The sequence below is a fragment of the Acinetobacter sp. YH12255 genome (assembly GCF_013417355.1).
GTDB classification, from domain to species: Bacteria; Pseudomonadota; Gammaproteobacteria; order Pseudomonadales; family Moraxellaceae; genus Acinetobacter; species Acinetobacter pseudolwoffii.
On record NZ_VPEC01000024.1, the window covers coordinates 1 to 14,324 of the forward strand.

General features: G+C 43.1%; 18 protein-coding genes and 1 rRNA gene. 5 read left to right on the forward strand and 14 right to left on the reverse strand.

What is annotated here, in order from left to right; translation table 11 throughout:
• Window positions 1–108: ribosomal RNA gene (gene rrf, locus FTV30_RS10765) — 5S ribosomal RNA — on the forward strand; the annotation flags it as partial.
• 292 nt (window positions 109–400) lie between these two features.
• Here rrf and FTV30_RS10770 read toward each other — a convergent pair.
• The 5 genes from FTV30_RS10770 to rplM all read right to left on the reverse strand — a co-directional run bounded on the left by FTV30_RS10770 (window position 401) and on the right by rplM (window position 3,325).
• Window positions 401–1,048: a hypothetical protein gene (locus FTV30_RS10770; protein WP_005169443.1), complete on the reverse strand. Its 648-nt coding sequence runs from the start codon at window positions 1,046–1,048 to the stop codon at window positions 401–403.
• 19 nt (window positions 1,049–1,067) lie between these two features.
• Complete coding sequence (locus FTV30_RS10775) at window positions 1,068–1,496, reverse strand: ClpXP protease specificity-enhancing factor (RefSeq protein WP_180001576.1); 429 nt, start codon at window positions 1,494–1,496, stop codon at window positions 1,068–1,070.
• Window positions 1,497–1,505: 9 nt separating this feature from the next.
• Entirely contained in the window at window positions 1,506–2,159 is a 654-nt protein-coding gene (locus tag FTV30_RS10780) for a glutathione S-transferase N-terminal domain-containing protein (protein WP_005169445.1), read from the reverse strand.
• Between the two features lie 337 nt (window positions 2,160–2,496).
• Window positions 2,497–2,883 carry a 30S ribosomal protein S9 gene (gene rpsI, locus FTV30_RS10785; RefSeq protein WP_005007735.1) on the reverse strand — a complete coding sequence of 129 codons (387 nt, stop codon included), beginning with the start codon at window positions 2,881–2,883 and terminating at the stop codon, window positions 2,497–2,499.
• Between the two features lie 13 nt (window positions 2,884–2,896).
• The gene (rplM, locus tag FTV30_RS10790) at window positions 2,897–3,325 is read right to left on the reverse strand and encodes a 50S ribosomal protein L13 (protein ID WP_004281682.1); all 429 of its coding nucleotides are present in this window, start codon (window positions 3,323–3,325) and stop codon (window positions 2,897–2,899) included.
• A gap of 305 nt (window positions 3,326–3,630) precedes the next feature.
• Between rplM and pdxA the strand changes: the two genes are divergently transcribed.
• Genes pdxA through FTV30_RS10805 form a run of 3 tightly spaced genes read left to right on the forward strand, consistent with a single transcriptional unit; the run spans window position 3,631 to window position 6,297 of the window.
• Entirely contained in the window at window positions 3,631–4,599 is a 969-nt protein-coding gene (gene pdxA, locus FTV30_RS10795) for a 4-hydroxythreonine-4-phosphate dehydrogenase PdxA (protein WP_074383506.1), read from the forward strand.
• A gap of 33 nt (window positions 4,600–4,632) precedes the next feature.
• Window positions 4,633–5,445 carry a 16S rRNA (adenine(1518)-N(6)/adenine(1519)-N(6))-dimethyltransferase RsmA gene (gene rsmA, locus FTV30_RS10800; protein WP_005169455.1) on the forward strand — a complete coding sequence of 271 codons (813 nt, stop codon included), beginning with the start codon at window positions 4,633–4,635 and terminating at the stop codon, window positions 5,443–5,445.
• A gap of 6 nt (window positions 5,446–5,451) precedes the next feature.
• Window positions 5,452–6,297 (forward strand): symmetrical bis(5'-nucleosyl)-tetraphosphatase, encoded by an 846-nt coding sequence (locus FTV30_RS10805; protein WP_005169457.1) that lies wholly within the window; start codon window positions 5,452–5,454, stop codon window positions 6,295–6,297.
• Window positions 6,298–6,349: 52 nt separating this feature from the next.
• Here the strand turns inward: FTV30_RS10805 and FTV30_RS10810 are convergent, their stop codons facing one another.
• From FTV30_RS10810 to FTV30_RS16340, 8 genes are all read right to left on the reverse strand, one after another.
• Window positions 6,350–6,796: a DUF2147 domain-containing protein gene (locus FTV30_RS10810; RefSeq protein ID WP_005098035.1), complete on the reverse strand. Its 447-nt coding sequence runs from the start codon at window positions 6,794–6,796 to the stop codon at window positions 6,350–6,352.
• Window positions 6,797–6,944: 148 nt separating this feature from the next.
• On the reverse strand, window positions 6,945–7,394 hold the full coding sequence (locus FTV30_RS10815; protein ID WP_074383505.1) for a DUF2147 domain-containing protein: 450 nt from the start codon (window positions 7,392–7,394) through the stop codon (window positions 6,945–6,947).
• Window positions 7,395–7,455: 61 nt separating this feature from the next.
• A complete protein-coding gene (locus FTV30_RS10820) occupies window positions 7,456–7,905 on the reverse strand; it encodes a DUF2147 domain-containing protein (protein ID WP_005098031.1) in 450 nt (149 codons plus the stop codon).
• A 183-nt stretch (window positions 7,906–8,088) separates the two neighbouring features.
• Window positions 8,089–8,535, reverse strand: coding sequence for a DUF2147 domain-containing protein (locus FTV30_RS10825; protein WP_005098029.1), 447 nt, complete (start codon window positions 8,533–8,535; stop codon window positions 8,089–8,091).
• An 86-nt stretch (window positions 8,536–8,621) separates the two neighbouring features.
• A complete protein-coding gene (locus FTV30_RS10830) occupies window positions 8,622–9,296 on the reverse strand; it encodes an LrgB family protein (RefSeq protein ID WP_005098028.1) in 675 nt (224 codons plus the stop codon).
• Window positions 9,297–9,305: 9 nt separating this feature from the next.
• Window positions 9,306–9,677 (reverse strand): hypothetical protein, encoded by a 372-nt coding sequence (locus FTV30_RS10835; protein ID WP_005098027.1) that lies wholly within the window; start codon window positions 9,675–9,677, stop codon window positions 9,306–9,308.
• 35 nt (window positions 9,678–9,712) lie between these two features.
• On the reverse strand, window positions 9,713–11,053 hold the full coding sequence (gene hflX / locus FTV30_RS10840; RefSeq protein ID WP_005098022.1) for a ribosome rescue GTPase HflX: 1,341 nt from the start codon (window positions 11,051–11,053) through the stop codon (window positions 9,713–9,715).
• Between the two features lie 77 nt (window positions 11,054–11,130).
• Window positions 11,131–11,262, reverse strand: a complete 132-nt coding sequence (locus tag FTV30_RS16340) for a hypothetical protein (RefSeq protein WP_005098021.1) — start codon at window positions 11,260–11,262, stop codon at window positions 11,131–11,133.
• Between the two features lie 189 nt (window positions 11,263–11,451).
• Between FTV30_RS16340 and FTV30_RS10845 the strand changes: the two genes are divergently transcribed.
• Window positions 11,452–12,261 carry a 1-acyl-sn-glycerol-3-phosphate acyltransferase gene (locus FTV30_RS10845; protein ID WP_180001577.1) on the forward strand — a complete coding sequence of 270 codons (810 nt, stop codon included), beginning with the start codon at window positions 11,452–11,454 and terminating at the stop codon, window positions 12,259–12,261.
• Between the two features lie 334 nt (window positions 12,262–12,595).
• Here FTV30_RS10845 and FTV30_RS10850 read toward each other — a convergent pair whose 3' ends face one another.
• Window positions 12,596–14,230 (reverse strand): phospholipase D family protein, encoded by a 1,635-nt coding sequence (locus FTV30_RS10850; protein ID WP_180001578.1) that lies wholly within the window; start codon window positions 14,228–14,230, stop codon window positions 12,596–12,598.
• Window positions 14,231–14,324 lie beyond the last annotated feature (94 nt).

Here is a 14,324-nt window from a genome sequence, read left to right on the forward strand (position 1 = left end):
ACAATAGCAAGAGTGAACCACCTGATCCCTTCCCGAACTCAGAAGTGAAACCTCTTTGCGCTGATGGTAGTGTGGGGTTACCCATGTGAGAGTAAGTCATCGCCAGCTCATTATTCGAAACACCCCCCTGCATAAGCAGGGGGGTGTTTTTTTGTGTGCGGGATTTTTAAGAACTTTTAATAAGCAATATTGAAACTACTAGAGCTTCTCAAACTTATTGAAGTGCTTAAATATATTTATATTTCAAAGCTGATCAAAACTTTCTTAGGAGGGTTGTTCTTATAGGAGTGATAGGAGATCTTGAATCTTGGGTTTGCTCTAAAATAATTGATAGGCCGATCTTATAAATCTTGGCAAATAAAAAAACCAGCAAAATGCTGGTTTTTGATTGCAGTTCATTTTAACCAAATACGCGCATTACGGCTGCGATTAATACCCAAAGAATTGCAATGGCGATGATGGGTTCAACAATCTTTGCCCATGTTGGGGTTTCTACAAGAACGACGTCTTCAACATCTTGATGCTGATGATTCTGGCTTACCATTTGATTAAACTCCTTCATTGATGCCTCCAATGATAGCTCTTCTTGTACAATTGGTTTAGAGCCTTTGAGTTCTGTTAGGTTGTTTGTTGTCCAAACCCAATCATCTGCTTGACCGGATAAATGTTCAATCTGGCCGGTGAGCAGTTCTTGAATGCTGTTAAGATTATGATTGCCGGTATCATGTAACTGTTTTAATTCAGTGAGCTGTAAATGGAAAATTTCCGAGGTGCTTTGTTCTAGTTGAGTTCGATCCAGAGCTGACTGGTTTTCCGAATGGGTGGCCAGATGACGCACGACTTCCAGTATATATAATTCATCAGGATGATTAATTTCGTTATAAATTTTTTGTGGATTGTTGCGCCACTCGGTAATCAGTTTGCCTAAAGTTAAGGCATTAATTTCAGTTATATATTTTCGTCTTTCTTCTTTCGTATGGTCTTTTAGAAGCTCAGGCTTTTGAGTTTCTATCTGTTCAACAAAATATTGTACTAAATCAAAAGCCATTCACTTGCTCCATTATTTTTTAATCTAATAACCTTAAAGTTGGTTTTTTCTTTGGCTGTTCAGGTTTTTCTTCAGTGCTTGATTTTAAAGCATCTGCATCGGTTTGTGTATGTTCATATTCACTTGGATCAAAGAATAAACCTTGGCCGTTTTCACGTGCGTAAATACCGAGTACGGCTGCCATAGGGACATAGATATCACGAGAGACACCACCAAAGCGAGCAGAGAAGCTAATTGCATCATTACTCATATGTAGCGCATGTACCGCATGAGGCACAATATTCAGCACAATCTGCCCATCTTTAATAAACTGCTCAGGAACCATGGTATTTGGACGTGTCGCATCGACCAGCAAGTAGGGCGTCATATTGTTATCGCAAACCCACTCATAGATTGCGCGTGCCATATAGGGACGAGTAGGGCTAAGGTTGAATTCTTGTTCGGACATGATGTTTCTCTACAGGTTCTTGATTTGTGCTGAATAACGGTTTTTTTCCTGCAATGTCATAGATTTTGCAAAGGCAGGACGGCTGAAAATTCGCTGGCAATATAAATAAAATGGACGGCATTGCTGCTGCGGTAATTCTATGCCCATCTGTTTCAGGCGGATAAAAATTGGCGCCAACATGCAATCCAGAATACTGAATTGTTCAGACATAAAATAGGGAAAATGCTGGAATAGTGGCATCAATGAGGTCAGGATATCTTGTAACTGCTTCTGTGCCTGGTTTTTGGCTTTTTTATCTAGGGTGTCTGGATGACGTAACATGATATCGGCCAGTTGTAGCCAGTCATTTTCAAAGCGCCAGATGTATTGACGTTGCTCCGCACGCGGCATCGGCGCATCGGCATACAGTTTATTCTGACGATAGCGATCATCTACATATTCAGAAATAATTGAAGTATTGAATAATTTGAGTTCATTTTCGATCAGCATCGGCAACTGATTATAAGGATTGAGACTGGCCAGATCCTCGTCATCTGTATCTACCAGAATCAGGTTGTATTTAATTTGCTTCTCGGCAAGCACATAGCGAATCCAATGGGAACGGAAGTCATCGGCATGACTATATAAGGTAATTCCTTGAAGAGGCGCGCTTTCGACTGACATAAATCCTGATGAAGTTCTAATGAATAGACTAGGATACTAAAATTCAACCTAAAAAGCACCAAGCATCAAAGATCAATCGGCTTGAGCCAAGGTAGATTATAAGAAAAATATCTGGAGAAAAACAGCATGCTTATTAAACTGCTCATCATCCTGCTATTTATTGTTATTGGCGTAGCAAATTATTATCTGAGTAAATCATTTTGGTGCCATGACGGAGTCTGGGGTAAAGATATACATGAACAATAACCGCAGAAATATCCTTCAATATTGAAAATGAATACTTATAAAAAAAGCCTTGGAATAATCCAAGGCTTTTTTGTCCGGTTCGGTAAACGAATTAACGTTTAGAGAACTGAGGACGTTTACGAGCTTTACGTAAACCAAGTTTCTTACGTTCAACTTCACGAGCATCACGAGTAACGAAACCAGCTTGACGAAGAGCAGGTTTTAAAGTCTCGTCAGAAGCGATCAATGCACGAGTAATACCGTGACGGATTGCGCCTGCTTGACCACCGATACCACCACCAGCAACAGTGATGTAAAGGTCATATTTCTCAGTTGCTTCAAGCAGCTCAAGAGGTTGGTTAACCACCATACGAGCAGTTTCACGACCGAAATACTGTTCAAGAGTACGGTTGTTAATTACGAGTTTACCAGTACCAGCTGATAGGAAAACACGTGCAGTTGCGGTCTTACGGCGACCTGTACCATAATTAGTAGCCATGTGCTGTTATCCCTTAGATGTCCAAAACTTGTGGCTGTTGAGCAGCGTGTGGATGCTCAGTACCTGCATACACTTTCATTTTCTTGATCATTGCATAACCAAGAGGACCTTTAGGTAACATACCTTTAACAGCTTTTTCTAGAACTGCTTCTGGTTTGTGAGCGATTAACTTTTCAAAGTTAGTCTCACGGATACCACCAGGGAAACCAGTGTGGCGATAGTATTTCTTATCTTGTGACTTTTTACCAGTCACAGTGATTTCTTCAGCATTGATTACAACGATATAATCGCCAGTGTCAACGTGAGGAGTATAAGAAGTCTTGTGCTTACCGCGTAAACGACGAGCGATTTCAGTCGCAAGGCGACCTAAAGTTTTGCCAGAAGCATCAACAACGTACCAGTCGTGTTGAACCTCAGCTGGCTTAGCGCTGAGAGTTTTCATTAAACCACTACCTATTATAGTTGGTTTGGACTATGGAATCTGTCCAAACTAAAGGAGACGCGATTCTAAACGAATACGTGAAGAATCACAAATGAAAATTGAAATTTCAAGCGCTGTATTTTATCTAATCTCCTGAAATAAGGAAAGGCATAAACCTGAATATCTCGCAAAAACGATGACTATATTTGTAACCATCCTTTCAATCGTATCAAAATATTGATTTATAAGGACGCTTTGCAATGATCGCTGCAGCCTGGATATGATCGGGTTATAATATTTCTCAGCTTTGCCAAATTGAGAAGATGATGCTGCCTTTATATGTCACCAGCGGAGAACCTGCCGGAATTGGTCCTGATATTTGCCTGAGTCTGGCAGAACGTGTGGATGAACGTCCGATTATAGTATTGGCTGATCTGAATATGCTGAAAGCCCGTGCAGATCAATTGAAATTGTCTGTGGCGTTGATTGAATATACCGGACAGGACGCATCTTCAAAAAAAGGTCAGCTGTATGTTGAACATGTGCCACTCAATCGGCCTGTGGTATTAGGTGAATTGAACCCGAACAATGCCGCTTATGTATTAGAACAACTGCGACGATCTGCGGACTATGCCATGTCAGCTAAAAGTGTCGGCGTGGCAACTGCACCGGTGCAAAAGTCTGTGATGAATGAAGCTGGCATCCATTTCAGCGGTCATACCGAATATTATCAAGAATTTGCAGGCGTTGAGCGGGTGGTGATGATGCTGGCGACCAAGACTTTACGTGTGGCTTTGGCAACGACGCATCTTCCTTTACGTGCCGTTGCCGATGCGATTAGCAAAGAGCGTTTGCATCAAGTCATCGATATTCTGATTCACGATCTGAAATCCAAATTTAAGATTGAACATCCACATATTTTGGTCTGCGGTCTCAATCCGCATGCAGGCGAGGGTGGCTATTTGGGTATGGAAGAAATTGAAGTGATTAATCCGGTACTTGAAAGCTACCGTGCTCAAGGCATCAATATGAGTTTAAGCTTGCCCGCAGATACTTTATTTACCCCGGAAAACTTAAAAGATGCCGATGCGGTTCTGGCGATGTATCACGATCAGGGCTTACCTGTGTTAAAATCACAGGGCTTTGGTGAAGCCATTAATATTACCCTCGGCTTACCCTTTATTCGTACATCTGTAGATCATGGCACAGCACTCTCCCTTGCGGGTACGGGACTTGCGAAAAGTTCCAGCCTGCACGTTGCTGTCGATTTAGCCCTCGATCTGGCGCGCCACTGATTATTGTTCATCACTCACGTTGGAAATGTTTTTATGTATCAAATTAATGCCTTAAACCCAAAAGAAGAAGGGCATCAGGCTCGAAAACGATTTGGTCAAAACTTCTTACATGACCAACGTGTCATTGCCAAAATTGTACGCTCAGTCAACCCACGTCCAGGTCAGAACATTCTGGAAATTGGGCCGGGTCTGGCCGCATTGACCTCACCTTTGATTGGTGAATGTGATGCATTGACTGTGGTCGAACTTGACCGTGATTTGGCTGCGGGCCTGCCGGGTCGTGTACCACATCCAGAACGTTTAACCATTATTGAAGCCGATGCACTGCGCTTTGATTATTCAACATTATTTGAAGAAGGCCGTCCGCTGCGCGTGGTTGGTAACTTGCCCTATAATATTTCTACTCCCCTGCTTTTTCATCTTTTGGAATTTGGTGGCAAAGTGCAGGACATGCACTTCATGCTGCAAAAAGAAGTGGTTGATCGGATTACCGCATTACCAAATACTAAGGAATATGGCCGTTTGTCAGTCATGATCCAGTATTTCTGCAAACCGACTTTCCTGTTTGAAGTACCACCGGGATCTTTCAATCCGCCACCAAAAGTAACCTCGGCGGTATTTCGTTTAGAGCCTTATGCAGACAAGCCGATTGTGGCCAAAAATGAAAAAGCGCTGGCACGTCTGGTATCTCATGTCTTTACCCAGCGTCGTAAAACCTTGCGCAATAGCTTAAAAGGCATGCTGGTTGAAGATGGTTTTGAAAAAGCGGGTGTTGACCCGATGGCACGTCCAGAAACTCTGACCCTTGAACAGTTTGTTGCACTTTCAGATCAAATGGTGGCTTAAATAACGATGAACCGCACTGTTCGATATAATTATGTAATTGGCGATGTGCAAGGCTGTTTTGAGGCCTTGAAAGCTCTGCTCAAAGAAATCCGCTTCGATGCAGATCAGGACTTTATCTGGTTTGCTGGAGACTTGGTGGCACGAGGTGAAAACTCAATTGCTGCACTGCGGTTTATCAAGAAGCTGGCCGAACAGGGATCGGCTGCAACAGTCTTGGGTAATCATGATTTGACTTTATTGGCCTATGCCCGCGGCATCAAGCCGATTAAAGAAAAAGACAATGTTCGTGATGTGATTGATGCCATCGACAGCGATGACCTGATTGACTGGCTGCGTAAACAGCCGCTGTGTCTATTTCCAAATGAGCAGACTATTCTGACCCATGCAGGGATTCCGAATATCTGGAATGCAGAAAAAACTGCTCAATTGGCACAAGAAGTTGAAGCCATCATTTCTAATGATGACTTCGATGTGCTGGATGATTTTTTGAAAGAGATGTTTGGGAAAGAACCCGCACTGTGGTCAGACCAGCTAAAGGGCCATGAGCGTATTCGCTGTATCGTGAATTATTTGACCCGGATGCGTCTCACTGATGCAGAGGGGCGTCTGGAATACAGCTTTAAAGATGCGCTAGATGATCCAATGCCGGAAGGCTTTAAACCCTGGTTTGAATTTGAGTCATTAGCAGCGCAAAGCCATCAGATTCTGTTTGGTCACTGGGCTGCCTTAAATGGTAAAACTATTTCGGACCGAATTCAAAATGTCGATGGTGGCTGTGTCTGGGGCAATCAACTCATGGCATTCCGTCTGGAAGATCAGCAGATGTTCGCGGTTGATAATCCGGTGATCTAAGTAAATCCAATAAAAAAAGCCACGTGATCACGTGGCTTTTTTAAACTATCTATTAGTCTGCACGTATCCAGGTCTGGTTACGACCAAGTACTGAAACACCTACACTGGCGCGCAGGGTTAAACGTTTGCCAGTGTTGTTTAAACGCATTTTTGCGTCATAAATTTTACCTGCCAAAGGATCAATCACTTTACCTTTTTCATAGTTATTGGTGCCTTTAACATGTTTTAAGCCCTTGATAATTGTCATACCTAAAATGGGCTGATTGGTATAGGGAGCAGGGCAGGCATTACATTTTTCACGTGGTGTATAGCCCGGACGAGGGGTAACTTTCACAATTTTAGCAGAGTAAGTGTCGTTAGGCTCTTGGCTAATTACGATAATCGCTTTGGCAGCTCCCGTTTTATCATCAATTTGTTGCCAAGTTCCAGTAATATCTTCCGCCCAAAGGGTCATGCTAAACCCTGTGGTCAATGCGGCAAGTAATATTTTTTTTAACATAGAGAGTCATTCCAGAGAGTTTTTTGTCATCGCGCCCTCATGTTAGGAATTATGATTAAATAGTCAATAATTATCTGAATACTATAGAGTTAATGTACTAAAAAAAGCTGCCAAGTTGGCAGCTTTTATTAATATTGAGAATTGGATACTAATCCTGACGAATCCAGGTCTGGCTGCGGCCTAAAGCAGAAACGCCGACATAACCACGCAAGGTTAAACGTTTACCATTGGCATTTAGACGTACTCTGGCATCGTAAATTTTACCTGCCAGCGGGTCGATCACACGGCCTTTTTCATAGTTATTGGTGCCTTCCGCATGTTTTAAGCCAGTCAGTACATCCATGCCCAGAATAGGTTGATTGGTATAAGGCGCGGGACATTTATTACAGGTTTTTTGTGGAGTATAGCCCGGACGTGGCGTAACTTTGATAATTTTTCCGGCAAACGTACCGTTATCATTTTGGCGAATTTCAATCACTGCTTTTGGTGAACCGGTTTTGTCATCAATTTGTTGCCAGGTGCCTGTTAAGTCCTGTGCATACGCAGTGCCAGTCATCATGGCAGCGATGAATATTAATCCTAATTTAGATTGTTTCATTATATTTATCCCTTTTTTTATAGATGAAATAAAATATCTCCAACACAAATGTGCTGCTTTATTAATCCTGGCGAATCCAGGTTTGTGTACGGCCGATGGCAGATATCCCAATGTATCCACGTAGAGTCAGTCGTTTCCCATTGGCAGAAATCCGCCCTTTTAAATCATAAATTTTGCCAGTTAAAGGGTCGAGTATTTGACCATGTCCATAGTTATTCTTGCTGGTTGGTTTCAGCCCTTTAATGATCTCTAGTCCTAAAATCGGTTTGTCTGTATATGGGGGTGGGCACTTTATACATTTTTCCCGTGGCGTATAGCCTGGTCGCGGTGTAACTTTGTGAATGTTCCCAGTATAAGAACCATCTGCCTGAGTTTTCATTTCAATCAGTGCTTTAGGTGAGCCGGTTTTATCGTCAATCTGTTGCCAGAAACCCGATAACTCCTGCGCAAATGCCATGGAGCAGGTGACTATAGAGGCTGTAAATACACCTAAAATTGCAATTTTCTGCATACGATATCCTTATGACAACGCATCAAATTCCATTTGATACATATTATGTAAATTCTACTTATTATACTTTCATAATCCATGAGAAAAGCATATGTTCAATATTCATACAACTTAATGTATGAAAATGCAAGCTTCTCTCTGCTAAATTTTAAACTCATCACATTTTATTCAATAGAGTATGAATTAATCCTGTTTAATCCAGGTCTGGCTGCGACCCAGGGCCGAAACGCCTACATAGCCGCGTAAAGTCAGACGTTTACCATTACTGCTTAATTTTGCCTTGGTGCTATACACATTCCCGGATAATGGATCGAGTAGTTTGCCTTGAGCAAAGTTATTATTGCCGGTGTGCTTCAGGCCTGTCAGTACATCCAGTCCAAGAATCGGTTTATTGGTATAAGGTGCAGGACAAGAGACACAATTTTCTTTTGGGGTATAGCCCGGGCGCGGCGTGATTTTGGTAATTTTGGCCGTATAAGTGCCTGTAGCTGTTTCGCGAATTTCCAGGAATGCTTTAGGTGAACCGGTTTTATCATCGATATTGCGCCATGTCCCTGACAGATCCGAAGCTAAGGCCAGATGGCTGAAAGAGGTTAAAAGTAAAGCCGAGAATAATTGAACCTTTTTCATATTTCTGTTCCTTGAATAAAATTGTTTTATGTTTGTATATTAGGAACGATTAAAGCACAAAACAAACAATTAAAATGATTCACTAGTCACATTTTTTGCAAATAAAGTATAAAAGTAGGCAGCCAGATGGCAGTAAACACCGCATTGACTGCCATACCGAAAGCGGCATAACGTCCCGCAACACTGCCACGCTGCCAGGCCTGAGCTGTACCAATCGCATGTGCTGCCAATCCTAAGGCCAGTCCGGAAGCACGTTCATCATTGATATGCCGCAGGATAAACGGTGAAAATGCTGCGCCAATCACTCCGGAAAGAATCACAATCAGAATCACCATACTGATTGGAGCATCCAGCAAGGTGGCGATATTAATCGCAATGGGTGTCGTCACCGCCCGAGTCGCGAAAGCCATAATATCTGCGGAAGACATATGCAGCAGATATGCCAGTCCCATCGGCAGGGCGACAGCACTGATACTGGCAAAAACCAAGATACCGATAATCGCTTTTAGTGGTAAGTCATCATAGCGCATTGCAGCCAGTGGAATGGCCAGGGCGACGGTCACATAGCCAAGTAAATGATTGAAGAGCGGATTCACTTGATCCATGTAATTTTGATAAGGAATCCCGAGCACAAATAAAATTGCAAGCACAAAGAACATGCTAAATACGATGACAGGAATTTGCGGGATGATCCGGTTACAGGGTTTGGCAATCAGATAGGCCATCAGCGTGACCGCAAAGCCATATAAAATAGATAACATGCGGTACTCCTATAACCAGCGCTTGGCCATTTTGGCGTAAATCCATAAAGGAATCAGGGTGCTGAAAAACATGATGAACAAAAATGCCGGAATTTTCTGGCCCATATGGACCAGCATCATTAGTGCACCTGCACTGACAGGCAGGAAAGCAAAGGCGCTTTCCTTCATCAGCTTGTTATTGGTGTCTACGAGACGAGCGGGAAGTTTACCGAAATAGCGCCAGGTAAAAAGGGCAATCAATAAGCTGAGCAATCCTACCAGATTGCCCAATTCAGGATGATCCAGTTGGGTCATGAGCCAGACGGATGCTTCCCGAAAGACAATAATAAGTAACAGGGTGCCGATCCATGCTGGCCAGTCTATTCGTTTTATCCAGTTCATTCGTATGATCAATTATTAAGTTTACTTATCAAGTTTTACTCGATCTTTGACCGGATTTCAAATGCTTCCAGTGGACGTTGAAACTGCTGTGCCTGTTTTCCCAAAATTTCATCTAAAGGTAAATGCGCCTGTTTAATCAGCTGCTCCAGTTTTTGTGCTGCAATCCGAATATGTAAATGCAGCTGACCTTCATCATCATAATGTTCTGACTGGATTACATTTAAACCATAAAGCTGGTTGCGCAGCTTGCCGTAGGCGGGTTTCAGAATCAGGTCAAAGGATTGCAATTGTCCCATCAGGGCTTCATGTACCGCTTTACGCAGCAGGTCGATCCCTTCGCCACTATGTGCTGAAACATAGACACGTTCTGGCTCGCCCGGGCGTCGATAAATAATTTTGGCCTCATCGCCGCTACAGTCAATTTTATTGTAAACCTGCAGGATCGGAACATCGGCACCAATTTCTTTCAAGACTTTTTCAACCGCTTCAATCTGCTCCAGCATTTCTGGACTACTTGAATCGATGACATGCAGCAACAGGGTAGCTTCTACGGTTTCTTCCAGGGTCGCCTTAAAGGATTCAACCAGCGAGTGGGAAAGATTGCGAACAAACCCCACCGTATCTGCCAATACCAGATTACCGATGCCATCCCATTCCAGACGTCTTAAAGTCGGGTCCAAGGTGGCAAAAAGCTGATCGGCTGCATAGACATCACTCTTGGCCAGCAGGTTAAACAGGGTCGATTTGCCGGCATTGGTATAACCGACCAAAGACACAGTGGGGACAGCTGCTTTTTGACGGGCAATACGACCTTGCATTCGGGTCTGGCGGACTTTATCAATTTTGGCTTTCAGTTGTCCCATGCGAATACGCAGTAAACGACGGTCAGTTTCAAGCAGGGTTTCACCCGGGCCACGCAAGCCAATGCCGCCTTTTTGGCTGTCGAGATTGCCACGGCTGCGAATTAAGCGGGATGATAAATGTTGCAGTTGTGCCAGTTCGACTTGCAGCTTGCCTTCATAGGTACGGGCACGCTGGGCGAAAATATCTAAAATCAGTTCGGTACGATCGACCACACGGCACTTGATGACCTGTTCCAGATTACGGGCCTGGGCCGGTGTCAGGGCATGATCGACAATGACCAGATTGGCGTCCAGTTCTTTTACGCGTTCGGCGATTTCTTCTGCTTTGCCTGACCCGATAAAAAATTTGGCATCCGGTTTGACGCGTTGAGCATGAATATGTTCCAGAATTTCGGCATCTGCAGATTGCGCCAGCAGATTAAACTCTTCAGCATCAAGGTCATCCAGCATTTGTACGCTGACACTCACCAGAATGACGCGTTCTTTCCCCCGATGTTGTTCTAAATATTCCACTCAGGCCAATCTCCACTTGAAAGCTTTAGTGTAGTTGAAAAAGAGCGAGGCAGATACTGAATTAGCGCGGCTTTGGTTTAAAGTGCGGTGACAAACAGTTGTGCAAGTGTTACCAGTACAGCGGCATAGATACAGGTACCACCCAAAATATATTTGAGCACTTGTAAAGGCTGAAGCTTTTCATTCGCAGGCTGGGTTTGATCTGGCATGGCAGCGATCCTTTTTGATCCAATATTCCGATGATTTTATTCTAAATTATTCATTAATCCAATTAAAATTGAAGATATAGATCTTATTGGTCGGTTTTTATTATCAATGCATGTTGCGAATGAACAGTATAGAATGAGTTTAATTCGTGGATATTCCCTGTATCTAGCTTAGGATTTAGTGACGTTTTTATGAACCCAACTGTACAAGATCAAACATCTCACCGACATGGCTTGGCAAAATTCTGGCTTTATATGCGAAAAGTAACAGCTTCACTGGCTGTTATCAGTGAAGGGTTCTATTTGGTTTTCCGTCACGGTTTATACAAAAATCCGAACAATCCCTGCAATACCCGTTATGTGCAATATTTCTGCCGTCAGTTATGCAAAGTCTTCAATATCGAAGTCCAGGTGCATGGCGAGATTCCGCGTGAACCGGCTTTATGGGTAAGTAACCATGTGTCCTGGCTGGATATTGCGGTGTTGGGTTCAGGTGCGCGAGTATTCTTTTTGGCCAAAGCCGAAATTGAGAACTGGCCAATTCTGGGCAAACTGGCCAAAGGTGGCGGCACTTTATTTATCAAACGTGGTTCTGGTGATTCGGTACGTATCCGTGAGCAGATTACCGGATTTTTAAAACAGAATATCCCGGTATTATTTTTTCCTGAAGCGACTACTTCTGATGGCCGCGCCATTAAAAAAGTGCATGGCCGGATTTTAGGCGCTGCGATTGAAGCACAGCGTCCGGTACAAATTTGCCTGATTTGTTATGTGAATCAGCACGGCGAACTGGATACTGTGGCGCCGTTTATCAATGACATCAGTTTTGCAGCGCATGTCAAAAAAGTCCTGGAGATGCCGCAAGTGATTGCACATTTGGTTGCCTTGCCTGCAATTGAAACTGAGGGACATAGCGTGGAAAGCCTGACCCGTGTGGTACAGCAAACCATGCAGGCCGGTTTGAAAAATCTGCACGCTCGGGTATTAAAAAAGTCACTCTAAAAACAAGGCTGACCAGTTCAGGAATTTAGAAAGAGACTTTTTTAACTTTTTAACTTTTTAACTTTTTAACTTTTTAACTTTTTAACTATTTACGACACAGCTCTAATTTTTAAATCAAATCTTTAAATCATTGGCTTTCGTTCAGATGAGCAGTAAAACTTTGCACGAAAACCATCTTACGCTGTAATACAGTTAGATCTCAGACAGTTGCGGATAATTTTTCTAACCATCAAATAGAATCGTGAATTTAAAAAAAGAAATACCAGTCAATCTCTTGATTGACTGGTATTAGCTATTTGGGAGCTTATTTAGCTCAAAATAGGCGATTTTTTGCTTACATGAACCCTTCGATCGGTAACCAGGACACCAGTTTAAGTCCGGCTTTCTGATACCATTTTATCCCGGGTTCCTTGCTAAAGCTTTTAACCTCACCATTGGCTTTTTTGATCTTCCAGTTAATATTCTGCTGGGCATCCAGTACCAGTTTGTAGGCATATTTGCTCAAGTTCTGGTCCATGGTCTCATGCACTGCACGTGCCAAAGATGGACTGTTCAGTAACACGCCAATTTCGGTATTCAGATAGGCCGAGCGTGGATCAAAATTAAATGAACCAATAAAGACCTGTTTCTGATCTACCGCCATCAGCTTGGCATGCAGACTGGAACGACTCAGGCCTTTTAGACTGACTTTGGCTTTTTTAGAAATCTCTTCAGTATTGGCATTCAGGTTGTCGCTATCCGGTGCTGCCAGAAACTCATAAAGCTGTACATCATTCTCGAGTAGATCCTGACGATATTTGCCATAAAAGGCATGTACAACGGCAACATCATTGGCTTTAAACGAATTGGTCAAGACACGGACCTCGATATTTTCATCCGCCAGTTTCTTTAAACGATCTGCGCCAATTTTTTCCGGAACAAAATAGGCAGAGACAATATCAACACTTTGTTCAGGTTTTTCCAGATGTTGTAATAACTGGAAGTTGAGATGTTCTTCGGCTTTGGCCTTGGCCTTGATTTTGCTTGGAGGATCTTTGACCACTTCGGCTTCGACCCAATCCAGTTGAATGTTTTGTTCCAGCCATTGGTCAAATGCTCTGGAACGATTGGCCAGATCCAGATAATTCTGTGTGGCCTGATCCTGACTGTGCTTTTCCAGTTGTTGTTTCAGGCTTGGAAAGCGTAAGCCATGATGGCGCGGATTGACAATCTGTTGCACCGGATAGGCATAATCATCATTCCAGTATTCATCGAAGGAATGAATGATTTCATCCGATGCTGCACCGACCAGCATCACATCGACATCGGAAAACTGATAAATTTCACTGACATTATAATATTGGTTACTCATATTGCGTCCACCAATCAGGGCAATCTGGTTGTCGGCAATAAAACTTTTATTATGCATGCGGCGATTAATACGCTTTAAATCCAGCACCATGTCCATGGCACGATATTTTCGAAAACGGTAGGGATTATACAGTTTAACATCGATATTCTGATGCTGGTTTAAGGCCAGATAAATACCTTCCATTTTCTTGGCATTATTGTCATCCATTAGCAGACGCACTTTTACGCCACGATCTGCCGCCTGAATAATCGCATGCAGGGCAAGGGTGCCAATCCGGTCGTTGTCCCAAATATAATACTGTAGATCCAGACTACGCTCGGCCTTCTTAATCAGCTGGATACGCGCACCCAGTGCTTCGAGTGGGTCATAGAGCACACGATAGCCGGTCAGGCCGATGTTCTGTTCACGTAAAGGTTCAACAATTTGCGCCAAACTGGTTTGTGAGGTATCTGTTTCAAATGCCATCTGGCTAGGCTGCTCAGTTTGCTTGGGCAAAGTACTGCATGCAGGAAGACCCAAGATCATGCTACAGCTCAGTAAAATCCCAGCTTTATAGCGGTAAATTGATGAAAAGCAGGAAAATTTTGAATGAGCTTGAGCGTGGGAAGCAGTGGCCATATAAGTCGAAGAATGAAAAATTAGAATTGAGTATAATTGCCAGCTATGAAAAGATAAATATAAAGCCAGTAATCAGCTTCTCGACTCGACAAGG

What these genes read in the sequence shown, in the direction of transcription:
- rplM (WP_004281682.1), bottom strand. Translation starts at nt 3,325, where the DNA reads ATGAAAACTCTCAGCGCTAAGCCAGCTGAGGTTCAACACGACTGGTAC.
- FTV30_RS10825 (WP_005098029.1), bottom strand. Translation starts at nt 8,535, where the DNA reads ATGAAAAAGGTTCAATTATTCTCGGCTTTACTTTTAACCTCTTTCAGC.
- FTV30_RS10820 (WP_005098031.1), bottom strand. Translation starts at nt 7,905, where the DNA reads ATGCAGAAAATTGCAATTTTAGGTGTATTTACAGCCTCTATAGTCACC.
- rpsI (WP_005007735.1), bottom strand. Translation starts at nt 2,883, where the DNA reads ATGGCTACTAATTATGGTACAGGTCGCCGTAAGACCGCAACTGCACGT.
- FTV30_RS10770 (WP_005169443.1), bottom strand. Translation starts at nt 1,048, where the DNA reads ATGGCTTTTGATTTAGTACAATATTTTGTTGAACAGATAGAAACTCAA.
- FTV30_RS10780 (WP_005169445.1), bottom strand. Translation starts at nt 2,159, where the DNA reads ATGTCAGTCGAAAGCGCGCCTCTTCAAGGAATTACCTTATATAGTCAT.
- FTV30_RS10815 (WP_074383505.1), bottom strand. Translation starts at nt 7,394, where the DNA reads ATGAAACAATCTAAATTAGGATTAATATTCATCGCTGCCATGATGACT.
- FTV30_RS10835 (WP_005098027.1), bottom strand. Translation starts at nt 9,677, where the DNA reads ATGAACTGGATAAAACGAATAGACTGGCCAGCATGGATCGGCACCCTG.
- FTV30_RS10830 (WP_005098028.1), bottom strand. Translation starts at nt 9,296, where the DNA reads ATGTTATCTATTTTATATGGCTTTGCGGTCACGCTGATGGCCTATCTG.
- FTV30_RS10850 (WP_180001578.1), bottom strand. Translation starts at nt 14,230, where the DNA reads ATGGCCACTGCTTCCCACGCTCAAGCTCATTCAAAATTTTCCTGCTTT.
- rsmA (WP_005169455.1), top strand. Translation starts at nt 4,633, where the DNA reads ATGTATCAAATTAATGCCTTAAACCCAAAAGAAGAAGGGCATCAGGCT.
- FTV30_RS10775 (WP_180001576.1), bottom strand. Translation starts at nt 1,496, where the DNA reads ATGTCCGAACAAGAATTCAACCTTAGCCCTACTCGTCCCTATATGGCA.
- FTV30_RS10805 (WP_005169457.1), top strand. Translation starts at nt 5,452, where the DNA reads ATGAACCGCACTGTTCGATATAATTATGTAATTGGCGATGTGCAAGGC.
- FTV30_RS10810 (WP_005098035.1), bottom strand. Translation starts at nt 6,796, where the DNA reads ATGTTAAAAAAAATATTACTTGCCGCATTGACCACAGGGTTTAGCATG.
- FTV30_RS10845 (WP_180001577.1), top strand. Translation starts at nt 11,452, where the DNA reads ATGAACCCAACTGTACAAGATCAAACATCTCACCGACATGGCTTGGCA.
- FTV30_RS16340 (WP_005098021.1), bottom strand. Translation starts at nt 11,262, where the DNA reads ATGCCAGATCAAACCCAGCCTGCGAATGAAAAGCTTCAGCCTTTACAA.
- pdxA (WP_074383506.1), top strand. Translation starts at nt 3,631, where the DNA reads ATGCTGCCTTTATATGTCACCAGCGGAGAACCTGCCGGAATTGGTCCT.